A 22,276-nucleotide genomic window follows, 5' to 3' on the forward strand; every position below is an offset into this window, starting at 1 on the left:
TTACTGTTATGGGAGGAAATTACTTACTCTGCACAATATTAAGTGCTAAATTCTCAAATTTATAGAGAAATTTAGAGAATTACATAGCAAATCTCAGCCAGTTAGAAAACTCTATGTAGGCTGATTCTCTATGTATCACCGATTTACCGATGTCTGATCCCAAACCATCACACAGAAGTGTATGTTATTACCTGCTGCGGGGAATGCTTTTAGGGTTTTGTTGATCCATAGGCTGATTTTACAGATAAAAAGAGATTGTCATACTTAAGTAGTTGAAAAATAGTAATTTTCAGCTAAATGGTAGATATTAAGTACGTTCCTTAATAAGACCTAGGTTACTTCAAAATTTAGGAACAGTGAAAGAAAATATGTGAAATTTATGATAAGTAAATCTAGGAAATATAAAAAAAAATTTATTTATTTGCTACTCCGGGCTAAGCAGAAATGTACAGTAAATTATCATTTTTTAGTTATTAAATCATATTTATGCAGTAGTAAAACACTTAGACAGTTTAAAAAAATATTTAAGAAGTTAAATAGAATTTAGCCCTTGTAATTATAAAGAAACTATTGGTAAATTGCTGAGGGGTTAGACCCCCAATAAATTCTCCAACATTCTTCATAAACTCTCTGAACTTTAGAGCGATATGAAGAAGAGATCGCTTCTTGCGATGAAGCCCTGTACCTAACAGATTATCAATAATTGGCGAGATTGGGAGAATAGAGGTATGGCAGTCCTCAAATCTCAAGATTATCAGGCTACTGTAAAAACCTGCAATGAAGCCATCAATGCACAGATTACGATCAAGGTTATGACGAATAATATAGTCGCAAAGGCAAAAGTTTGTATAACTACCGTAAGCAGCAAAATCCTGATTCTTAGCTTGGCGCTTGAGTTCGTTAAAATTAACTAGCAGAAACTCAACAACAAGCACTCTGCGTTTTACTTCCAGATAGGGGAATTAATCCAGACCAATTGTGACCGAATTTAATTTACAAGTCCAAGCAAACAGCGATGGCCTCACCAACGCCTCTAGCGAACGCCTCGATCGCTACCTTTCTCAAGAACTACCAAATTTATCCCGTTCCCGCATCCAACAGCTAATCGAACAGGGTAATGTCCATCTCAATGGTCAAGTCTGCACATCTAAAAAAATCAATGTCAAAGCAGGCGATCGCATTACTCTAGAAATCCCAGAAGCTCAACCTCTAGAACTGCAAGCAGAAGATATTGCCTTAGATATCTTATATGAAGATGACCAGCTACTCATTCTGAATAAACCCGCAGGTTTAGTTGTGCATCCTGCACCTGGTCATCCAGATGGCACACTAGTTAATGCTTTGTTGGCACACTGTCCCAACTTACCTGGAATTGGGGGAGTCCAGCGTCCGGGAATTGTGCATCGATTAGATAAGGATACAACCGGGGCGATCGCTATTGCCAAAACAGATATCGCTTATCAAAGCTTGCAAGCACAACTCCAAGCCAAAACTGCACGAAGAGAATACTTAGGTGTAGTTTATGGTGCGCCAAAAGCTGAAAGTGGTCTTATAGATTTACCCATTGGTCGCCACCGCCAAGACCGTAAAAAAATGGCAGTTGTTCCCATTGAACAAGGCGGACGTGCTGCTGTCACTCATTGGCGAGTACTAGAACGTTTGGGAAATTACACATTAATTCACTTCCAACTAGAAACCGGACGCACCCATCAAATTCGCGTCCACAGCTCCAAAATTGGTCATCCCATTGTTGGCGATCCAGTTTATGGTTCTGGTCGTTCTATTGGAGTAAATTTGCCTGGTCAAGCACTGCACGCTTGGAAGCTCAAGTTACAGCATCCTTTATCAGGAAATCTAATTGAGGTCACAGCACCCCCTCCACAAACATTTCTCACTTTGCTAGAAGTTTTGCGGCGGCGTGCGGCTATTTCTTATTAGATAAGTTAAAAATATTGGTCAATATTTCTGATTTCCTTAACTCTGCTTTACAGAAGTACATAAATAAATGTTACATCTAAAGTGATAGCAAAAACCATAGTTTAGCTGTCCAAAATGAGTAATTATGCTGGATATATAAAAACTATCTTGATTTTTAGCAATAATTAATTATTATTTTGATTCAACTTATTTAATAAAAAATGTATCTATTAATACTTTCTAAATTTGAATTCTCTTCTTTTAAAGCTTGAATTATACGTATTTACTGTTATAAATAATTTAAAAAATGGTTATTTATACAAATAATTTTCGTCTACCAAAATTTTGTTAACTAAAGTAAATAAATGTTATTAAATGTAAAGCTATTTTGTTATCAATCTAATTCAAAACTGTGCAGAGAAACGATTAGCAGAGAAATCTGTATGGAGTAACACTAATTTACAAAACTTTATCAAAAATTTAGGCAAGCGATCTATACAATACAAAAAGGTTTTAAAAGCAATTAAAAACTAATCAAATAAAGATTTTTTGCCAAATTATTGCACACATCAAGGCGATTTTATCGAGCCTTATGTGCAGTTTTGCCATACTTTATCTTTAGTTTTGTTAGTGATTAATTAATTGCTATTAACCTATAAAAAGCTGTAATAACCTTTAGGAGAAATTGAAAAATGCGTGATGCTTTTTCTAGAGTAGTTGAACAAGCTGATAAACAAGGTTCTTACCTGAGCGGTGAAGACATTAATGGATTATCTGCGCTGATTGCTGATAGTAATAAGCGGTTAGATGTAGTCAACCGACTCACCAGTAATGCTTCTGCAATTGTGTCTAATGCTTATCGCGCTCTAGTTGCTGAACGTCCTCAAGTGTTTAACGCAGGTGGTGCTTGCTTCCATAACCGCAATCAAGCTGCTTGTATCCGCGATTTAGGATTTATTCTGCGTTATGTCACCTATTCAGTACTAGCTGGTGATGCTAGCGTCATGGACGATCGCTGCTTAAATGGTCTGCGCGAAACCTACCAAGCTCTTGGCACTCCTGGTGATGCGGTAGCTTCGGGAATTCAAAAAATGAAAGACACTGCGCTCGGTATCGCTAACGACTCCAACGGTATTACCAAAGGTGATTGTAGCAATCTGATGTCTGAATTAGCTAGCTATTTTGATCGTGCGGCTGCTGCGGTTGTTTAATAACAATATTTTGTCAAGAATTTTTTCAAGCTGATTGTTAGTAATTTAGCCAAAATTTGAGGGGATTAAGAGAATCATGAAAACACCTTTGACTGAAGCGATCTCTGCTGCTGATATCCGCGGTTCCTACTTGAGCAACACCGAAATGCAAGCAGTGTTTGGTCGTTTTAATCGTGCTCGTGCAGGTTTAGAAGCTGCTAAAGCCTTCTCTAATAATGGTAAAAAATGGGCAGAAGCCGCAGCAAATCATGTCTATCAAAAATTCCCCTACACCACTCAAATGAGCGGTCCTCAATATGCTTCTACTCCAGAAGGTAAATCTAAGTGTGTGCGGGACATTGACCACTACCTCCGCACTATTAGCTACTGTTGTGTAGTTGGCGGTACTGGCCCATTAGATGAATATGTAGTTGCTGGTTTGAGTGAACTTAATAGCGCTCTTGGTTTATCGCCTAGTTGGTATGTAGCAGCTCTAGAATTTGTGCGGAACAATCATGGTTTACATGGTGATGTTGCGGGTGAAGCCAATACTTACATCAACTATGCAATTAACGCATTGAGCTAAGACAAAACTATTGGGTCTTTGGAAATAGATAAGTGTCTCGTAAGTAGGTTAGCAGAATTAACTGTTTTGTTGTAGTAATTAACCTCCTTTCTACTACAAAAAGTTTAATTATTGTCTACGCTACTCAAGTGCAGTATTTATCTATTACTAAAGACCCAAATTTATTTACAACATAAATTTGAAAGGGAGCGATTGTAGGAATGAGTAGTTCAGTCGCCGAACGGCTAGCAATTAGAGATGAGATTGGTAAAAAAGCTGAACTTCGCCCCAATTGGAGCGAAGATGATTTGCAAATAGTATTCCGGACTGCTTACGACCAAATCTTTGGACGGCAAGGAATATATGCCAGCCAAAAATTTGTGAGTGCTGAAGCTTTATTGCGTAATGGCAAAATTAGTGTTCGGCAATTTGTTGAGATTTTAGCAAAATCTGAATTTTACAAAGAGTGCTTTTTTTACAAAAACTCCCAAGTGCGTTTTATCGAATTGAATTACAAGCACTTATTGGGGCGTGCAATCTACGATCAATCAGAAATTGCTGAACATGTAGACCTTTATGCTGCTAAAGGCTACGATGCCGACATTGAATCTTATATTTACAGTCAAGAATACGAGACTGGATTTGGTAATTCTGTTGTTCCTTATTACCGTGGATTTCAGTCAATTCCGGGAATGAAGACTGTAGGATTTAACCGCATATTTGAGCTTTATCGCGGCCGTGGTAATAGTGATAATGCTCAATCAGGACGGAAAACTTCGCGCCTGCAAACAAGAGTTTCGATGAATTTGGCTAACTGGATTTCGCCACCTTCATCAGGAGGCGGTAAGTTTGTGTCCGCAGCACCGACATTGATTAGTTCCACTCCACGGGGAGATAGTCGGATGTTTATGATTGAAGCGATCGCGGGTGGAATTAATACAAAAGCCGCAGTTCGTCGTAGTGTACAAGTTTACACTGTTCCTTATGAACGGCTCTCTGCTACTTATCAAGAAATTCACAAGCGCGGCGGTAAGATCGTCAACATTTCTGCCGTATAGAAGAGGCGGCAGGGGAGAGGAATAAGGGCAAGGGAGAATGATTTAAAGCAGTCTCCCCCTCTCCCTTGTCTCCCGATTACCAAAATTTTCATACTTTGCAATGACTGCTGCTAACTCTGTCGAACCTATTCTTTCTCCAGAAGCAGCGATCGCTGCTTTGTCGTGTGACGATAACCAAATCCGCTATTATGCTGCTTGGTGGCTAGGTAAGCATCAGGTGCAAGCTGGTTGTGCAGCACTGTGCGATGCTTTGTTTGATGAAAGCTATCGCATCCCCGATGGCGGATATCCACTGCGCCGTCAAGCTGCACGTGCTTTGGGACAACTCAAAAATCCGCAAGCTGTATCAGCGTTAATTGCAGCGTTGGAATGTGATACGGATCTACGTCTACGAGAAGCAGCGATTGTTGCTTTAGCTGCTATTGGCGACAAGCAAGCTGTAACGCCATTATTGAAGCTTTTGCAATCTAGTTATGAACAACCTTATGAAGCTTTAATTGAAGCATTAGCGACTTTAGAAATTTGGTCAGCGCGTCCTTTAGTTGAGCCTTTTTTTGCTCATTCTTCTGAGCGGGTGCAATGTGCTGCTGCTCGATATATGTATCTTTTAACTAAGCAGCCCCAGTACCTAGAACGTATTGTCCAAAACCTTAACCATGACAATATGTATTTACGCTGGGCTGCCGTATTTGACTTAGGAGCAGTTGGTCATCGGCAAGCTATAGAAGCGATTTTAGCAGCTAAAGTTCCTAACAGTTTGAAGCTGTTAAATTTGAAGCGCATTCTAGAAGCAATTTTGGATAGTGATGCTTTTCAAAAAGAGCTATCCCAGTTAATTTTCAAAGCAATTGATGATTTATTAATTCAGCTATGAAAGGAATTAGGGATTAGGGATTAGCAATTAGGAATTGGGTACAAGTTTTTTCCCATTCCTAGTAATTTGTCACAAAAACGATGATGAGTTTGTAGTCAGCTTTTGCGATCGCTTGGCTTTCAAGACAGTCGCGACTGGCTATAAATCTTCAATGCTGTGACAGAATTCTAGCCCCCAGTCCCTAGTCCCTTTTTTTATACTTAACACACTTAACCTATTGAACTACAATGAATACATCCAACTCTCGTAGTACTGAGCAATTGATTTCACAATTAAACTCAAACCAAGCATCAACACCCCAAGAAGCGATCGCGGCAATTAATGCCATAGCTGCGACTAGTACACCAGAACCAGCAGCGATCAATGCCCTAATTCAAGGGTTAAGTCATCCCTACCCCACTGTCGGCGCTGCGATTGTTGAGGTGTTAGTAAAATTAGCGCCGACAACTGTGCAACCGTTAATTGCTGCTTTTAATGCTTCTAGCGATCAGGGGTTACAAGCTTACATTATTCAGGCTTTGGCTCAAATTGGCGACTCGAGAGCTTGTAATTTGTTGGCGGAAGTTGTTGGTACAGCAGTAGCCAATCACTGTCAGGGAAATGTCCGCCGTATCGCCGCACGGGGACTTGGAAAAATCGGCAGTACTGCTGATGATGCAGAATTTACTCGCTTTGCTCAAGAAAAGCTAATTTGGGCGTTGCTCAATCCAGATGATTGGGGTTTGCGTTACGCGGCTGCGGTATCTCTACAGGAAATCGCTACACCAGAGGCTCAGGTCGCCTTACAACAGGCGATCGCCCAAGAGACAGACAAAGTTGTCCAATCTCGAATTGCGATCGCCTTAGAGGCGTTACTCGCGGTGGATGAGATTTCTGCCTCTCAGAGGAACGAATCGAAGCACTCACAAAAATATTGAGAAATATAAATTTTATATTTTGTAACATAGCTGCCAAAATTAAAAATCTACACGCAAACTACAATATGCTTAAATTTCAAGGTTTTCAAGAAGATTAAGAAAATATAAACTTGAAAAATTTTCTTGATTAACGAATTTAATGTAAAGCAATGTTACGAAAATATTGAGAATTTCTCAGGTGTAGCCCTTATATGTAAAGGATTTGAGGCTTTTCTTATTCGTGCAACTTATTTATTCACAATTTGTAACAAATAATGGATCTATAGCGTTGTATAAACATAAGCTGGAGGGGTTAAACAACAGACAGAAGTTAAACAAGGTAATCAATTCACAAGGTTTGCCAGTTTCTCATAAAATCACCCCAGATTCTCATAATTTCTCGTTCATGAATTGTGGCAGGGAGTTAAGAGACTTAAATTTGAGAAACAGTTTTAATTTCAGTTTTTGTTAACTGTTCCAAAAGATAGTTTGATAAAACATTCCCCGTTTTAATCTAGACATCTCTCAACTAAGTAATTAGGAGATTAGAGTCCATGACATTAGATGTATTCACCAAGGTTGTTTCTCAAGCAGATGCACAAGGCGCGTTCCTGAGCAACGAACAACTAGACGCTTTGGCAAACGTAGTTAAAGATGGAAACAAGCGCTTGGATGTAGTAAACCGCATCACCAGCAACGCTTCTGCTATCGTTACCAACGCTGCTCGTGCGTTGTTTGAAGAGCAACCCCAATTGATTGCTCCTGGTGGTAACGCTTACACCAACCGTCGTGCGGCTGCTTGTCTCCGCGACCTGGAAATCATCTTACGTTACGTTACCTACGCTATTTTAGCTGGCGACCCCAGCGTTCTTGATGATCGCGCTTTGAACGGTCTGCGTGAAACTTACCAAGCTTTGGGCACCCCTGGTTCTTCCGTAGCTGTAGGCATCCAAAAGATCAAAGATGCAGCGATCGCTATTGCTAACGATCCTAACGGTATCACAAAAGGTGATTGCAGCTCCTTGATTTCTGAAGTAGCTAGCTACTTTGATCGTGCTGCTGCTGCTGTTGCTTAATAGCGCTAAAAAAATCCGGAACCTAAAGATTAGGTATCTAGGCAAAAAATTACGAAACACCAAGGAGATTTTTAATCATGGTTAAGACCCCAATTACTGAAGCTATTGCAGCTGCTGATACCCAAGGACGTTTCTTAGGCAACACCGAACTTCAATCTGCTCGTGGTCGTTTTGAGCGTGCTGGTGCTAGCTTAGAAGCAGCTCGTGCGTTGACCTCAAAAGCTCAACAGCTAATCGATGGTGCAACCCAAGCTGTGTACCAAAAGTACCCCTACACCACCCAAACACAAGGTAACCAATTTGCTGCTGACAGCCGTGGTAAGTCCAAGTGTGCTCGTGACGTTGGTCACTACCTGCGGATCATCACCTACAGCTTGGTTGCTGGTGGCACCGGTCCCTTGGATGAGTACCTAATTGCTGGCTTGGCTGAAATCAACAGCGCTTTTGATTTGTCTCCCAGCTGGTATGTAGAAGCTCTGAAGCACATCAAAGCTAATCATGGTTTGAGTGGTCAAGCTGCTAACGAAGCCAACACCTACATTGATTATGCAATCAACGCTCTCAGCTAGATAGCGTTATGCCCGGAGAGGGGTGCAGTTGCTGGATGAAGTCACCTAGCAGTTGGATCTCGCCCCGGGCATCGTTTTATGTAGGAAAAATAAAAAGTTAGCTTTAGCACAGCAAGCAGTCGGCAGCAGCCGAAGTGCAAATAAAAAGGGGGAAGAAAAAAATGGCGATTACAACAGCAGCCTCCAGGCTAGGAACTGAACCTTTTAGTCAAGCAGCTCGGATTGAACTTCGTCCCAATGCAAGTCGAGAAGATGTTCAAAATGTGATCCGTGCAGTTTATCGGCATGTTTTGGGTAACGACTATGTTTTGGCCTCAGATCGCCTTGTGAGTGCAGAATCACTACTGCGAGATGGCAATCTGACTGTGCGAGAGTTTGTCCGGAGCCTTGCCAAATCAGAACTCTACAAAAACAAGTTTTTCTATAACAGTTTTCAAACTCGGTTAATCGAACTCAACTATAAACATTTGTTGGGTCGCGCTCCCTATGATGAGTCAGAAGTAGCTTACCACTTAGACTTGTACCAAGAAAAAGGGTACGATGCTGAAATAGACTCCTACATTGATTCTGTTGAGTATCAAAACAACTTTGGCGACAACATTGTCCCCTATTATCGTGGTTTTGAAACTCAACCTGGACAAAAGACAGTAGGCTTTAATCGTATCTTCCGGTTGTATCGTGGTTATGCCAATAGCGATCGCGCTCAAGTAGAAGGCAAAAAATCTCGGTTGGCACGCGAACTAGCAAGCAACAAAGCTAACTCAATTGTTGGGCCATCTGGTAATAACAACAATTGGAGTTTCCGTGCATCTGCGGATGTAGCGCCGAAAAAGAATTTAGGCAATGCTGTAGGTCAAGGCGATCGCGTTTACCGCATTGAAGTCACAGGAATTCGTAGTCCTGGCTACCCTAGCGTCCGGCGGAGTAGCACCGCATTTATCGTACCTTACGAGCGGCTGTCAGACAAAATTCAGCAAATTCACAAGCTAGGTGGCAAAATCGTCAGTGTCACATCAGCTTAAGTTAGTTAATTTGCAGCGACTGTTAGTAATCAAAACAGTAGAGGAGATATAGAAGTAATGTTCGGTCAAACCACACTTGGTTCTGGTAGTGTTTCTTCATCTGCTAGCCGGATATTTCGTTACGAAGTCGTAGGCTTGCGGCAAAATTCAGAAACAGACAAAAACAAATACAACATCCGTAACAGCGGCAGCGTGTTTATCACAGTTCCCTATAGCCGCCTCAACGAAGAATACCAACGGATTACCCGCTTGGGTGGCAAAATCGTTAATATTGAGCTACTGACTCCAACAGTGGCAGAATAGCGCCCTGGCAATGATAGAACCCAGTGCAGAAGAGTATGCTGCCGAGAATGCGTCACCGCTCACACCAGAGCAAGCGATCGCTAACCTACAATCATTAGATTTAGGTCTGCGCTATTATGCCGCTTGGTGGTTGGGTAAGTTCCAAGTTAGCCAGCCAGCTGCTGTAGACGCTCTAATTGCAGCTTTAGAAGACGAAGCCGACATAACCGAACTGGGAGGTTATCCTCTGCGACGCAACGCGGCAAGAGCGCTGGGAAAATTAGGTGATAGAAGAGCCGTACCGGGTTTAATTAAGTGCTTGGAATGCTCCGACTTCTATGTGCGGGAAGCAGCAGCTCAGTCTCTGGAAATGCTGCGCGCCACAACTGCGGCACCAGCACTGATGCAACTGCTCGATGGGGGTGTAGCAGTAGCCGTGCAAGTACCAGGAAGACCGCACTTAATCCAGCCCTATGAAGCGGTGCTAGAAGCCTTAGGAGCTATTGGTGCAACTGAGGCTATTCACCTAATTGAACCGTTCCTAGAGCATTCAGTACCAAGGGTACAATGCGCCGCAGCCAGAGCAATGTATCAATTGACACAAAATCCTGCCTATGGTGAGCACTTGGTGAAAATATTAGACGGCAACGATCTAAAATTACGCCGTGTTGCTCTGGGGGATTTAGGTGCTATAGGCTATATAGAAGCAGCAGATGCGATCGCTAACGCCAAGGCAGAAAATAGCTTCAAACTCATTGCCCTCAAAGGATTGCTAGAGCATCAACTTCCAGAGGAGTTCGACGCCTTCTGTATTGCTGATGATGCAATCCGGGTTATGAACCTGATGGATTCACTATTGTAGTCAATAGTTATTAGTTGTTAGTCATTAGTTATTAATAATGATTAAGAACCAATGACTATTGACTACTGGCTATTGATTACTGAGTAATGACTGATGAACTAATTCGCGCCATTGCCCTTGCAGACACACCAGCGCGAATGGTGGCGGCAGTGCAAAAGTTGGCAGCAACAAAAGACGTAGCGGCGATTCCCACATTAATTGCTGTGTTTGGTTATAACAATCCAACAGCAGCAGCAGTGGCAGCATTAGCGCTGACAGAGCTGGGAGAATTAGCAGTGCCTCAATTGCTAGAGCAAATTGATGATTATAACTATGGCGCACGAGCTTATTCGATTCGCACCTTAGCAGCAATCGCCGATCCTCGCGCTTTAGATGCACTAATCAACGCAGCTATCACTGATTTTGCTCCCAGCGTCCGCCGCGCCGCTGCCAAAGGATTAGGAAATTTGCATTGGCAAAAGTTGGGATTTCCTGAAAGTCAAACAGCACCCCTAAGAGCGCTGGAAGCACTACTGCATATTTCCCAAGACTCAGAATGGTCGATTCGTTATGCTGCTGTTGTCGGATTGCAAGCCCTAGCAAAGATACCTGATTTGCAGCACCCCATTCGGGCTAGACTCGAATACATGCTAGCCAGCGATACCGAGAAAGCAGTCCGCGCCCGCGTGCTGTTGGCTCAGAGCCAATAGATTGTTTTATTACCATAAAACAAAGGTAAAAGTAAAGATGTCAATACCACTGCTTGAATATTCACCAACCACACAAAATCAGCGTGTAGAGGGCTACGAAGTGCCCAACGAAGATACACCGATAAATTATCGGTTGGCAGATGCTACTTCAGATAAAGATATTGATGGGATTATCTGGGCAGCATATCGACAAATTTTTAGCGAACACTTAATTATCCAGAGAAATCGTCAAAAAAACTTAGAATCTCAACTGCGGAATCGGGCAATTAACGTCAGAGATTTTATCCGTGGATTAGGTAAGTCTGAAGTCTACCGCACACAAGTGGCAGATCTCAACTCTAACTACCGCCTGGTTGATATCACATTGAAGCGGTTTTTAGGACGCGCTGCTTATAACAAAGACGAAGAAATTGCCTGGTCAATTGTTATTGGCACTAAGGGATTGCATGGTTTTATTGACGCACTATTAGACAGTGACGAGTACCGCCAGAACTTTGGTGATGACATCGTACCTTTCCAGCGCCGTCGTTTCAAAGACCGTCCCTTTAACTTAGTTAACCCCCGGTATGCTTCATACTGGCGCGATCGCCAGACATTGACGTATTTAGGAGGTCGATCTTTCTATCAGGCCCGCACCAGTGGCTCTTTAACCAAAGAAGATATTCGTCAGGCTATCCCCTCTAATTTCTTAGCATTAGCAGGACAAATTCTTCCCAACGAACGTAACTATCAGCGAACGATTGCGACAGTAACGTCGCAAATCAAAAATATACAAATCCCGGATAATAGCCGCGAACCAGTTACAGAACAACCAACAGTGAAACCTACAGCTGTTGCTCTGCCTTATCGCTATATTCCCGGAAATCGGACAACTTAGGGCAGGAATCAAGGGTAAAAGTCAAGATTCATTAGCAATAAGACAACTGACAACAACCATTAACTATGTCAATTCCTTTACTAGAATACAAACCCAGTTCCCAAAACCAGCGTGTCCCTGGTTACGAAGTTCCTAACGAAGATACTCCCAGGACTTACCGCATCGAGGACTATGCTTTTGAAGGTGAAATCGAAGAATTAATTTGGGCGGCCTATCGCCAAGTTTTCAGCGAACACGTCATCCTCAAATTCTATCGTCAGAACTATTTAGAATCGCAGTTGAAGAATAAAGCAATTAGCGTGCGCGACTTCATCCGGGGTTTAGCTAAATCAGAGGCTTTCAAGGATTTAGTAATCAAGGCTAACTCCAACTACCGCCTCGTAGAATTAGCCCTCAAACGGCTTTTAGGTCGTGCGCCTTACAGCAAAGACGAAGAAATTGCTTGGTCAATCAAGATTGCAACCCTTGGTTGGGATGGTTTTGTCGATGCTTTGCTAGATTCTCAAGAGTATCAAAGTAACTTTGGTGAGAATATAGTTCCCTACCAACGACGTCGCTATAAAGATAGACCTTTTAATCTGGTGACACCCCGCTACGGCAACTACTGGCGTGACAAGCTAGAAAACGGACGTTATAAATGGGGTGATATCAATAACTTCTTGGATATGGCGAATTCCATCGCTATTAGGACAGTTACCTATACACCAGTTAGCATCGCAAACATCAAAATTCCCGACACCACCAGAGAAACTACACCGCAAGGTATTCCCCTTTCCATAAATACCAGCGCTAATTTCCCCGTACGGTGAACCGAATGCGAGACAATAAATAAAGAATGAATGAGAAGTTTGAGTTATCAAGCCTCTTTCAGTTTTCATCAGCTAGCTCTTTGTTTAATTTGTTAATAAAAGGAACAACGCAGCATGGCACTGCCATTACTTCAATACAAACCAAGCAGTCAAAACCACAGAGTCAAAAGCTTTGGCGTCGCTGATCTAGATGACGATTCACCATATATCTACCGAATCGAAGATGTCAGTTCCTACACTGATATCCAGAATATTATTTGGGCTGCTTATCGTCAGGTATTCAGCGAACATGAGATTCTCAAATTTAATCGCCAAAAAAACTTAGAATCTCAACTGAAAAATGGCTCCTTGTCAGTAAGGGACTTCATTCGGGGTTTAGCTAAATCTGAGGCTTTCTATCGTTTAGTTGTCTCGGTTAATAACAACTACCGTCTAGTAGACATTACTCTGAAGCGCTTGTTAGGCCGTTCTGCTTATAACAAAGACGAAGAAATTGCTTGGTCAATTGTTATCGGTACTAAGGGTTTCAGCGGCTTTGTTGATGCTATCTTGGACAGCGAAGAGTACAGCCAAGCCTTTGGTGAGAATACTGTACCCTACCAACGCAAGCGCTTAGAAGGTCGTCCCCATAACTTGGTAACTCCTCGCTACGGCGAAGACTTCCAAGAAAAAGTTGGCACCGTTCAGACCGACTGGCGTTTCACCTTGGACAAATTCTATACCCGCAAGTTCCAAGAAAAACGCTTGCCAGAAGGCGATCCACGCAAATTTGCAGATGTGGCAGCCGCAATTGGTGCTCAAGGTAACTACGCACAAAGAGTATCTGCGTTTAACATCGATTATCTTAATGCAGTACCTTATCGTGGTGGTAGCAGACGCTAGGATTTAAAATCCGAATCGCCTAAAATTTTATACTGGGTCTAGTTTCCGCGTTGATGTGACCGCTAGTTTGCAGTTTAGCTGTTAGCTGGGTGTGATATTAAGTGGAGATTAGACCCAGTAATTTTACTTAGTTAAGATGGAATCATTAAAATCGTCGAACAATTCAATTGCGCGATCGCGATCAGTTTATTAACGTTAAATACAATAAATAAGGAGTATCACAGTGCATTGGAGTAGATAGATATCAGCCTATAGTGTAGAGGTTGGTTATCTAAGAATTGTTTGTACTGGAACCTAACTCTTCGTTATTAATATCAATAACCTTTTGAATCGATTGCTTGACTTCTTCTTCCGTCAAACTTTGCCAGAAATATAATTTTTCCAGCAGTTTTGCAACATCTAGTAGAGAACTGTGCTGCATAACAGCTTGTAGCCGCTGCAATGCTATTTCTTCCAGTTCTTTCAAGTGTTCTCTACTGAGAAACCATTCTTCTGGAGAACTACAGTCTTCCATTCTATATTTACCTTGTTCCTGAATCAAAGTTGTAATTTCACTAACAATTGTAGATACAGCATTACTATTTGACATTGCATGTTTCAATGTTTCAAACCGTTCTTGTTCATTGAGCCGACGTAACAGTTGCGCGATAATACGCTCAACTCTGATCTCAGTTCCTAAATCAAATATGCCGTCAAGTTGATCTTCCGAACGTAGAAGATGATCGCCTACATCAAAAAAAGCTTGAACAATTGTGGCAATACAATTTAAAGGAATTGCTGTTTCAGTATAATCCTCAAGCTGCTCTAGAAAAGCCCTAATTTGGGTTATACCATCAGGATGTTGTTGATTAGCAAGTTCTATTAGCTTGTCCCCAAATGCTTTTGGATCGCAAGCTAAGGTAAGAACAGCTTTCATTTCTATATCTGAGAATTTACCTTCTGTTAACGTCAGACGAAAATAGTTAGCAAACGTTTCTAGGCTACATATACGCAGGTACTTACGCCATATTGACTCATGTTTTGCATCGTAGTAAGTTTTACAATAAACAGCCTCTAATTTAGGAAAAAGACGCATTAGCAACCGTTTAATTGGTTGTTTATCCTCATCTTTTATTTGAGCTAGCCAAGAATTATGAAAATATTTTAGTTCGTCTACTGTAGGAATTGAAGAATCTTGAGTATTTATATATCCAGCAAAAAATTGAGGATTTTTATGGATTATGTCATAAATCTCTGGACGAAAGACTCGAAGCGATTCAATCGCCACAATATCGGCTGGATTCACTTCACCTTGAACCACTGGATATGTCACGGTTAACATGTTGGTCAGACGAACAATGTCACGGGGTGTATTAATAAAATAGTCTAAACCTTGAGAGTAAATATTACTCCAGTGGGTAGTATCAAATATCTGCTTTGGTGTATCAGCAAATATAATATTGAGTTTTTCAAAAAGCAGCCTACGAAGTAAAGTTTTGTCTGGAAGTGGTAATTTAAAAGTAGCTTGAATAATTTTCTCAAGATAAACGTCTCCTGGTATATTCTGCGTCTCCGAAATAATTTTGTGGATAACTTCTTGATTGAAGGCTAGAACATAAACAACATTATCAAAATTAGGAATTGCCTTCAGAAGGCGAAATAGCTGCATAATATCGTCACTATTAAGCCTGTCAATTTCATCAATAGCGACCACTATTCGCGGATGTTTATCTTCTAGTGTTTCTTCCAGGTCTTCTTTTAATTCAGAAATATCTTTTTCCTTATTATCAAATAATTTGACTACCGCTTTACCAGCTTGAGCGTAAGGAACAGGAATTTCAGAAACAGCTTTTACAAAATCGGCTATTCGTTTTCTAAAGCCTTGAGGGACAGCTTTCAATTGGCTCAAACTGATCTGTAATTGATTAACAAAGCGCCTTGTAATATCTTCATCTCCAGTAAATAACCAAGGATTAAAAGGAACGATAATAGGTTGTTCGTTTTCTGGCTTGTCCTTAAGGTAGTGAACTAAGAAATTTAACAGTGTCGATTTGCCAAATCCCCAAGGCCCATAAATTGCAATAACGAATCCTTCGGGAAAATTCATTTTGCAAATACTATCTGCTAGATGTCTAGCAAAGGCTGCGTATCCTAAACGATCGTGTTTTGGATCTGTTAAAGGATTGTCTGCAAATTGCTCATTTATATTCTCAGTTTCGCTGCCAGAATGACTCGTTATTTCAACCATTAGACTTCCCCTCTGTAGCTATTTCGCATCATGCAGCATTAAAAAAAGAAATCCTTCCCTCTCAAGGAAGGAAGGATTTTGTTAGTCATACCAATTGAGGAAAAATTTTTGTGTCAGATACTACAGCTGCCCTATGAAGGGTTTTTCTTCATGGGATGACCATGATGAAGAAAGGAAATAGAAATTATGAGTTAGTCAAGAAACTCTTTGTTTCTACCCTCTGCCTTTTTCCCGCCAACCTAAATTAAGCTGCCATTTTCTCTGTTGAAACTAACTCTGCTTTGGGCTTAAAGGGCAGAATTTTTTCCATCAAATGAGCAATAGGCTTGCTGCGTGGTTCTCGCACAAATATTAAGGGCAACAGCGCCATTAATCGCAAAGCAGCAGACAGGGCAAATAGCCCAGGTAAGCCACCAATAATATCCAGTTGGGCTAAGAAACCACCAGCCGCCGAACCTAAACCACCACTAACACCAGTAACAGCAGCAGCGATCGCAAAATACTGAGAAGGACGATCCAGTGGAGCCATTTCCATCTGAATATTACTGTTACACAAATCGATTGCTGCTCCAAAACCACCAGATACGATGTGGATGAGGGGTAGCCATATCCATACAGAGATTGAGTCAGCCCCAGCGCCTAGCCAGAATAATGGTGTGACTGCTATTAAAACGCCCACTAACAATAGCAGTGGACGATTTCCTACCCTATCAGCCAACTTACCCCAGAGTACCAGCATGACTAAGTTTGCCCCAGCAATCAAACTGGCGTAAATCGTGACTGTAGTCAGTTCTAAACTCAAATTTTCCAGCATGTAAAGGTTAAAAAACGGGGCGCTGAGGTTCATGGCGAATGTCCACACGCCAACATAGAGCAGAAACTTCAAGAAGTTGATGTCGTTCAGGATGCTGAATGTCTTTGATTGAAAACTGCCAGGATTTTCCTCATGTTGAGACGAAGCTTTGCCAGAGCGATAAACTTGCGGATTTACATCCACCATCCAAAACTGACAAGCCAAACTGATTAGTCCGATGATTACCCCGAAGAACAAAATTACGCCGTAACCTTGGATTCCACCACCAGGCCAGGCCGAAATAACATATCCAAGGACCGGCACAGAAAAGAGATTAGCCAAGCTAGCGGCACTATTACGCAAGCCAAAATAACGCCCTCGCAAAGAAGGAGGAACCAAAGCAGCCATCCAGCTAAACCAGGCACAACCGCCTAAGGCTCCTAGAATATTAGTAACTAGAATTATTCCCAGCGTCCAAGTTACTAACTGGTGAGATTTGGTGTCAGAATAGCAGAACCAGGCAATACCTCCTACTAAAATCAACCACAGCAGTCTGGAAGGACCAAAAATTGCCAGAGTATACCAATGGCGGCTGGAAGTGCGATCCGCTAGATAGGCTCCTAGTGGTTGTAAGAAATTCACCAGTAGAGGAATTGAAGATAGTAAGCCAATTTCTACTGGGGTAGCACCCAGCTGGAGTAAGAAGTTAACCAGCAATACACCACCAGTAATGTTAGAAAAAATCGTGGCAAACACTCCATCAATAGTGGATGCCTTTAAGCTAATGCGAGTAGCTTGCTTAGAGATTTTCGGCGGCGAGTCTGTCTTAATTATTGGTGCTGATGCTGGCAGGGGCTTGATTACTTCTATAGGAGGCGAGTATTCTAGTAGTTCTTCAGCAGAGGGAGATACAGTCTTCACTAGAGGAAAATCTTATTAGTTATGGGAGTTAGATAAGTAGGACTAACCCACCTGCGTCGGTGGTTATAAACTGACAATAAGCTGCTAATTAACGCTAAGTAACAGCCAAAAGAATGATAGATTTTTCAATCTATCGAAACAAAACTTTAAATACAATTTTATACCTAAAGACTCTTCACAAAATACTGGCAAAGAGTAGGTCTTGGATAAGGCAAAAAAATTACCTAAGGAAGGTTTTAAGTCATTTTCCCAGCAATTTCGAGTAGAAGTTTGCTGCCTGTTATCCCACTACCTGAGTATTCTCTATTTTGATAATATTACAAATTATCAAGAATATTATAATTCTGTTTAAACTTTTCTCTGCTCCAAAACTGAAGCCAAATAAAGCTCTAGGGCATGAAATAGACTTGCACTTTCTTCGCTTTTGTATTTTGTCTTGTTTTATTTGATGCTATCGCAAACGTGTCGATCGCTCTCCCTAATTTCTGTGCTAGTTTGCAGGTAGTCCCGCAGCAAATGACATCCATAGGCTAGCGGTTCTACTTCAGAAATCTGTTCTGACTGCCGCTGAGACGTTTCTAGTTGAGCGATCGCTTGTGGATTCGATACAGCTTGTTGAAGTACTCTATCTACCTCAAGTTCTAGGTTAGCATCAACTGCCTCTAATTTTTGGAGCGATCGCTTAGCCCGAATTGAATCAATCAACGCCTGAAGCGGTTGATTAGCTGCGAAATGTCCCTGAGATGATGAAATCAGTGCTTCAATTTCACCTACTCTTGCTTGATGAAGATTTATAGATGCTTGACGATATTGCGAGAGGGTTGATAGCCATAACCACAAGAAGATGAGGAACTTAATAGTCATCCCGGTAGTTAAAAAGGCGAGGATACGATTGGCTCTTCGCTGCTGTATAATACGCTTTTGCTCTATTGCTAATCGTGCTTCTACTTCTTTGGCTCGTGCGGCTTCCAGTGTTTTCTCAACTTCCTGGCGATCCAATTCTTGACTTGCTGCTAAAAATTGATAGTCTAAATCGCTCAATCGCTTATCCTGTGACCATTGTTGAGCATCTTTAAGAGCCTGTCCCCGCAGCAGTCGAGATTCGTCGGTTCTTGCAGAGGCCATCCAAGCATCAAATGCTTGGGAATATGGACGGAGGTTCTTTAGTTGTTGCTTAACCCAAGCCAGGTTAAAAATAGTTCGATAAATGGGATTGGTAATTTTCAAATAACCTTGATGCTTAACAACCAACCCACTCAGTAATAACTCAATTTGTTCGCGACCATCATCTGTATGGATATCAGTATATTGTAGAAGTTGCTGATAAGTACTCAACAATCGCCCTGTTAGTTGCTCATTCCACAACAGGCGATCGCGGATGGTACGCAAATGCTCTGGTTCGTCTTGTAATTCCCAGTTATTTATAATCAGGGATTTTACGAAATTTTCTACCCAAAATGCTTCTGTCCCAGGAGGAATAACAATTATTCCTTCTTTGTCTGGATGCATCTGGCTCATTTTTAACATTACATTACACAGTTTTTGTGTAAGAAACGGTTGTCCACCTGTCCAGGCGAGGATTTCTTTTAAAACAATCTGAGGACGCTCTACTCTTTCTTGAAATCCTCCTATCAATGGCGTAGCCTCATCTAGCTTAAATCCTTCTAGTTCAATTGCTTTTCCAATATTAAAGGGCGTTTTTGTTGGTTCTTGAATTAAATAAGATGGAGTAGCAACTCCAAAAATAGCAAAGGTAATACGGTTATACTCTGGATTAATAGCTCTTTGGTTATAACAAAATCTAATTAGTGAAAAAAAGTCATCAACTGAAAACTTTAGATTCAGGATACTATCGACTTCATCTATAAAAATGAATATTCTTTGGTCGGGAAAGTGAATCAGCAATAATTCTTCAATAAATAGTTTTAACTTTTGCACAAAAGAAATATCTGCTTTTTCATTCCACCAAGATTTTAAGTTAATTTTTCCTATTAAATTAAATTCTGTCCATAAATCGCCAACAATTCCCTTATACCATTGCAGTGGAGTAATACTCTCACTCCCCATAATACTTAAATCGATTGATTTGCATTGAAAGCCTTCTTGTTGCAAACGATATTTCGTTTGTACTAATAAAGAAGACTTTCCCATCTGCCGAGAGCTAAGGATGTAGCAAAACTCTCCTTGCTTCAGTGCTTCATACAACTGCACATCAGCTCTTCTTTTGACATAGCTTGGTGCATCAACGGCTAAACTTCCACCAATTTGATATCTGTAATTGGTCATTTTGCCTCTTTGCCAAGTAATGACATTTTTAGGATACTAGTAGTAAGTTATCTGATAAATATAATTTAAATTTAATTATTTAAGTGTAGCTATCTATTGATTTTTTTATTGTTAGATTTGTTTCTAGACAGTTTCTAATGTTCTTTGCGAATTCGTAACTATACCAGATAATAGTGGAATTCCAAATATAAAATCGGCTTTTAGGTAAAATTTTAAATTTTAGGTGAGGTATCACCAGTAAATATTACACCAACTGCTCCCCTGCCAGTAATCAGCCACTAAATTTTAATGTCCCTATTGTCACGAACGAGCATGATCGACAAATCCCTTGAGAAGCAAACAGTATTTTGGTTACAACTGAGTATATTTTTCTTGCTTGGCAGCATAAGTTCTCAAGCAGCAAAGGCCCAGACTATTAATAATGTACAGCTACTTTCCCAACCACTGCCGCCGCCCCAAGATGTACAACCACCTGCGCCCTCCCCAGCCCCCGCACCTATACAGCCACAGCCATTACCCCCACCAGAAGAGCTACTGCCGTCGCCTAGCCCCAATCCCACACCTGAGCAGCCCCTCCCAGACAAGTTGCCAGAAACTATTATTGTGGATAGATTTGAAGTTGTTGGCAGCACAGTATTCAGCCAGGAAGAGTTAGCCCAAGCCACTGCGGAATTTACCAAAAGGCCTATATCTTTAGCTGAGATATTTCAAGCTCGGTCTAAAATCACCGATTTATATGTCAAGAAAGGTTATATTACGTCTGGTGCTTATATTCCACCCCAAACTATCAAGTCTGGCGTAGTTAGAATTCAGGTTGTTGAAGGCAAATTAGAAGAAATTCAGGTAACTGGAACTCAACGATTAAATCCTAATTATGTACGCAGTCGCCTAGCGATCGCCACTGCCGCTCCTCTCAATCGGGAGCGTTTGCTAGAAGCACTGCAATTACTGCAACTCAATCCTTTGATTAAAAACCTGTCTGCTGAACTATCTGCCGGTTCTCGTCCCGGTGTCAGCGTATTACAAGTTGAGGTAAAAGAGGCAAAAACTTTTAGTTCGCAAATAGTTCTTGATAATGGGCGATCGCCTAGTGTTGGCAGTTTCCGCCGTCGATTACAACTCAATCAAGCCAACTTACTAGGATTAGGAGATGGCTTAAATTTCGCTTACACTAATACTGACGGTAGCAATGCCTTTGATGTTGGCTATACGTTACCATTAAATCCCCGTAACGGCACACTTTCCTTTAACTTTGGCACCACATCCAGCAATGTCATTGAAGAACCTTTTAATATTCTAGATATTCAATCCTCTTCTCGTTACTACGAAATTACATACCGCCAGCCAATCATCCAAACTCCTACCCAAGAATTTGCTTTGGGCTTGACTGCTTCTCGTCGGGAAAGCGAAGCTAGTTATATTGAAGGGGATCGGATACCTTTTCCCTCATTGGGAGCAGATGAACAAGGACGCACACGAATCTCTGCACTGCGATTTTTTCAGGAATGGACAAATCGTAACAGCCGTGAAGTTATTGCCTTGCGCTCCCAATTTAATTTAGGTATAGATGCGTTAGATGCAACTATTAATCAAGATGCTCCCGATAGTCGCTTTTTTTCATGGCAAGGTCAAGCACAGTGGGCAAGATTGTTGGCTCCGGAGACATTGCTGTTAATTCGGGCAAATACTCAACTAGCATCAGGAGCACTGCTACCTTTAGAACAGTTGGGCTTAGGTGGGATTGATAGTGTTCGGGGCTACAGACAAGATTACTTGTTAACGGATAATGGCGCTTTTGCGTCGGCAGAAGTGCAAGTACCAATTCTGCGCTTACCTCAAATAGATAGCATTTTACAGGTCATACCATTTGTTGACTTCGGCGTAGCTTGGAATAATTCTAATCGAGACAACCCAGATCCTAACACTCTAGCATCCGTTGGTTTGGGCTTACGCTGGACACAAGGCGATCGCTTCACTGCGCGTCTTGATTGGGGTATTCCTTTAGTACCTGTGGAATCCAGGGATAACACCTGGCAAGAGAACGGGCTGTATTTTTCTTTAATCTATAATCCATTTTAAATGCTGTCTTTTTGGAAGAACTGCTCTATGGTGTTGTTTTTGTTTTCATAAGTCAGTGTCGCAGGAGCGATCGCAGAATCCCCCATCTGCACGCCCGTATATTTACCAGACGTAACATTATAGATGTGCATTAGTGCTGAGATTGGCTCGGTCAAAGTCTCATGCGATCAGCAAACATACATCTGCAATATTGATAAGAAAAATAAATAACTACTATAAAGAATAGTTAATTAAAACCCTTTACAAATCTAAATATTAGTTTTATAATTTTTGCCAGGTAAGCAAGATTACCTACCAAATTTATAAAAAAACAGCACTCATAAAGCAATGACAACAACCTTACAACAGCGCTCTAGCGCTAACGTATGGGATCGGTTTTGCGAGTGGATCACCAGCACCGAA

Annotated in this window: 21 protein-coding genes; 17 read left to right on the forward strand and 4 right to left on the reverse strand. The window is 41.4% G+C overall.

Annotation, left to right across the window (positions count from 1 at the left end; translation table 11 throughout):
• The first annotated feature begins 728 nt into the window (after positions 1-728).
• The 16 genes from BV375_RS35715 to BV375_RS02445 all read left to right on the forward strand — a co-directional run bounded on the left by BV375_RS35715 (position 729) and on the right by BV375_RS02445 (position 13,568).
• Positions 729-914 carry a hypothetical protein gene (locus BV375_RS35715; RefSeq protein ID WP_143841959.1) on the forward strand — a complete coding sequence of 62 codons (186 nt, stop codon included), beginning with the start codon at positions 729-731 and terminating at the stop codon, positions 912-914.
• A 64-nt stretch (positions 915-978) separates the two neighbouring features.
• Positions 979-1,938, forward strand: a complete 960-nt coding sequence (locus BV375_RS02375) for an RluA family pseudouridine synthase (protein ID WP_086756858.1) — start codon at positions 979-981, stop codon at positions 1,936-1,938.
• 671 nt (positions 1,939-2,609) lie between these two features.
• Positions 2,610-3,128 (forward strand): phycocyanin subunit beta, encoded by a 519-nt coding sequence (locus BV375_RS02380; RefSeq protein ID WP_086756860.1) that lies wholly within the window; start codon positions 2,610-2,612, stop codon positions 3,126-3,128.
• Between the two features lie 76 nt (positions 3,129-3,204).
• Entirely contained in the window at positions 3,205-3,693 is a 489-nt protein-coding gene (locus BV375_RS02385) for a phycocyanin alpha subunit (RefSeq protein ID WP_086756862.1), read from the forward strand.
• A gap of 200 nt (positions 3,694-3,893) precedes the next feature.
• Positions 3,894-4,730 (forward strand): phycobilisome linker polypeptide, encoded by an 837-nt coding sequence (locus BV375_RS02390; protein WP_086756865.1) that lies wholly within the window; start codon positions 3,894-3,896, stop codon positions 4,728-4,730.
• Between the two features lie 100 nt (positions 4,731-4,830).
• Complete coding sequence (locus tag BV375_RS02395; RefSeq protein WP_086756867.1) at positions 4,831-5,604, forward strand: HEAT repeat domain-containing protein; 774 nt, start codon at positions 4,831-4,833, stop codon at positions 5,602-5,604.
• A gap of 227 nt (positions 5,605-5,831) precedes the next feature.
• Positions 5,832-6,521 (forward strand): HEAT repeat domain-containing protein, encoded by a 690-nt coding sequence (locus tag BV375_RS02400; protein WP_086756870.1) that lies wholly within the window; start codon positions 5,832-5,834, stop codon positions 6,519-6,521.
• A gap of 533 nt (positions 6,522-7,054) precedes the next feature.
• Positions 7,055-7,576 (forward strand): phycocyanin subunit beta, encoded by a 522-nt coding sequence (locus tag BV375_RS02405; protein WP_086756872.1) that lies wholly within the window; start codon positions 7,055-7,057, stop codon positions 7,574-7,576.
• 77 nt (positions 7,577-7,653) lie between these two features.
• Complete coding sequence (gene cpcA / locus BV375_RS02410; protein WP_086689431.1) at positions 7,654-8,145, forward strand: phycocyanin subunit alpha; 492 nt, start codon at positions 7,654-7,656, stop codon at positions 8,143-8,145.
• Between the two features lie 161 nt (positions 8,146-8,306).
• Positions 8,307-9,167: a phycobilisome linker polypeptide gene (locus BV375_RS02415; RefSeq protein ID WP_086689432.1), complete on the forward strand. Its 861-nt coding sequence runs from the start codon at positions 8,307-8,309 to the stop codon at positions 9,165-9,167.
• Positions 9,168-9,224: 57 nt separating this feature from the next.
• Positions 9,225-9,470: a phycobilisome linker polypeptide gene (locus BV375_RS02420; protein WP_086689433.1), complete on the forward strand. Its 246-nt coding sequence runs from the start codon at positions 9,225-9,227 to the stop codon at positions 9,468-9,470.
• A gap of 10 nt (positions 9,471-9,480) precedes the next feature.
• On the forward strand, positions 9,481-10,311 hold the full coding sequence (locus tag BV375_RS02425; protein WP_086756874.1) for a HEAT repeat domain-containing protein: 831 nt from the start codon (positions 9,481-9,483) through the stop codon (positions 10,309-10,311).
• An 86-nt stretch (positions 10,312-10,397) separates the two neighbouring features.
• Positions 10,398-11,000, forward strand: coding sequence for a HEAT repeat domain-containing protein (locus BV375_RS02430; protein ID WP_086756876.1), 603 nt, complete (start codon positions 10,398-10,400; stop codon positions 10,998-11,000).
• A gap of 37 nt (positions 11,001-11,037) precedes the next feature.
• Complete coding sequence (locus BV375_RS02435; RefSeq protein ID WP_086689436.1) at positions 11,038-11,877, forward strand: phycobilisome rod-core linker polypeptide; 840 nt, start codon at positions 11,038-11,040, stop codon at positions 11,875-11,877.
• 65 nt (positions 11,878-11,942) lie between these two features.
• Positions 11,943-12,686 carry a phycobilisome rod-core linker polypeptide gene (locus tag BV375_RS02440; protein ID WP_086756878.1) on the forward strand — a complete coding sequence of 248 codons (744 nt, stop codon included), beginning with the start codon at positions 11,943-11,945 and terminating at the stop codon, positions 12,684-12,686.
• A 114-nt stretch (positions 12,687-12,800) separates the two neighbouring features.
• Positions 12,801-13,568, forward strand: coding sequence for a phycobilisome rod-core linker polypeptide (locus tag BV375_RS02445; protein ID WP_086756880.1), 768 nt, complete (start codon positions 12,801-12,803; stop codon positions 13,566-13,568).
• Between the two features lie 271 nt (positions 13,569-13,839).
• On the opposite strand, the gene BV375_RS02450 is transcribed toward BV375_RS02445, so the two are convergent.
• From BV375_RS02450 to BV375_RS02460, 3 genes are all read right to left on the reverse strand, one after another.
• Entirely contained in the window at positions 13,840-15,795 is a 1,956-nt protein-coding gene (locus BV375_RS02450; RefSeq protein WP_086756882.1) for a P-loop NTPase fold protein, read from the reverse strand.
• Between the two features lie 244 nt (positions 15,796-16,039).
• Positions 16,040-17,509, reverse strand: coding sequence for an MFS transporter (locus BV375_RS02455; RefSeq protein ID WP_086756884.1), 1,470 nt, complete (start codon positions 17,507-17,509; stop codon positions 16,040-16,042).
• A 441-nt stretch (positions 17,510-17,950) separates the two neighbouring features.
• On the reverse strand, positions 17,951-19,795 hold the full coding sequence (locus BV375_RS02460) for an AAA-like domain-containing protein (protein ID WP_086756886.1): 1,845 nt from the start codon (positions 19,793-19,795) through the stop codon (positions 17,951-17,953).
• A gap of 312 nt (positions 19,796-20,107) precedes the next feature.
• Here BV375_RS02460 and BV375_RS02465 point away from each other — a divergent pair, with 312 nt between their 5' ends.
• Positions 20,108-21,874: a ShlB/FhaC/HecB family hemolysin secretion/activation protein gene (locus BV375_RS02465; protein WP_208099036.1), complete on the forward strand. Its 1,767-nt coding sequence runs from the start codon at positions 20,108-20,110 to the stop codon at positions 21,872-21,874.
• Here BV375_RS02465 and BV375_RS38600 read toward each other — a convergent pair.
• Positions 21,871-22,005 (reverse strand): hypothetical protein, encoded by a 135-nt coding sequence (locus tag BV375_RS38600; RefSeq protein ID WP_279432893.1) that lies wholly within the window; start codon positions 22,003-22,005, stop codon positions 21,871-21,873. The genes BV375_RS02465 and BV375_RS38600 overlap by 4 nt on opposite strands.
• Positions 22,006-22,276 lie beyond the last annotated feature (271 nt).

The organism is Nostoc sp. 106C (assembly GCF_002154725.1).
Taxonomy (GTDB): Bacteria; Cyanobacteriota; Cyanobacteriia; order Cyanobacteriales; family Nostocaceae; genus Aulosira.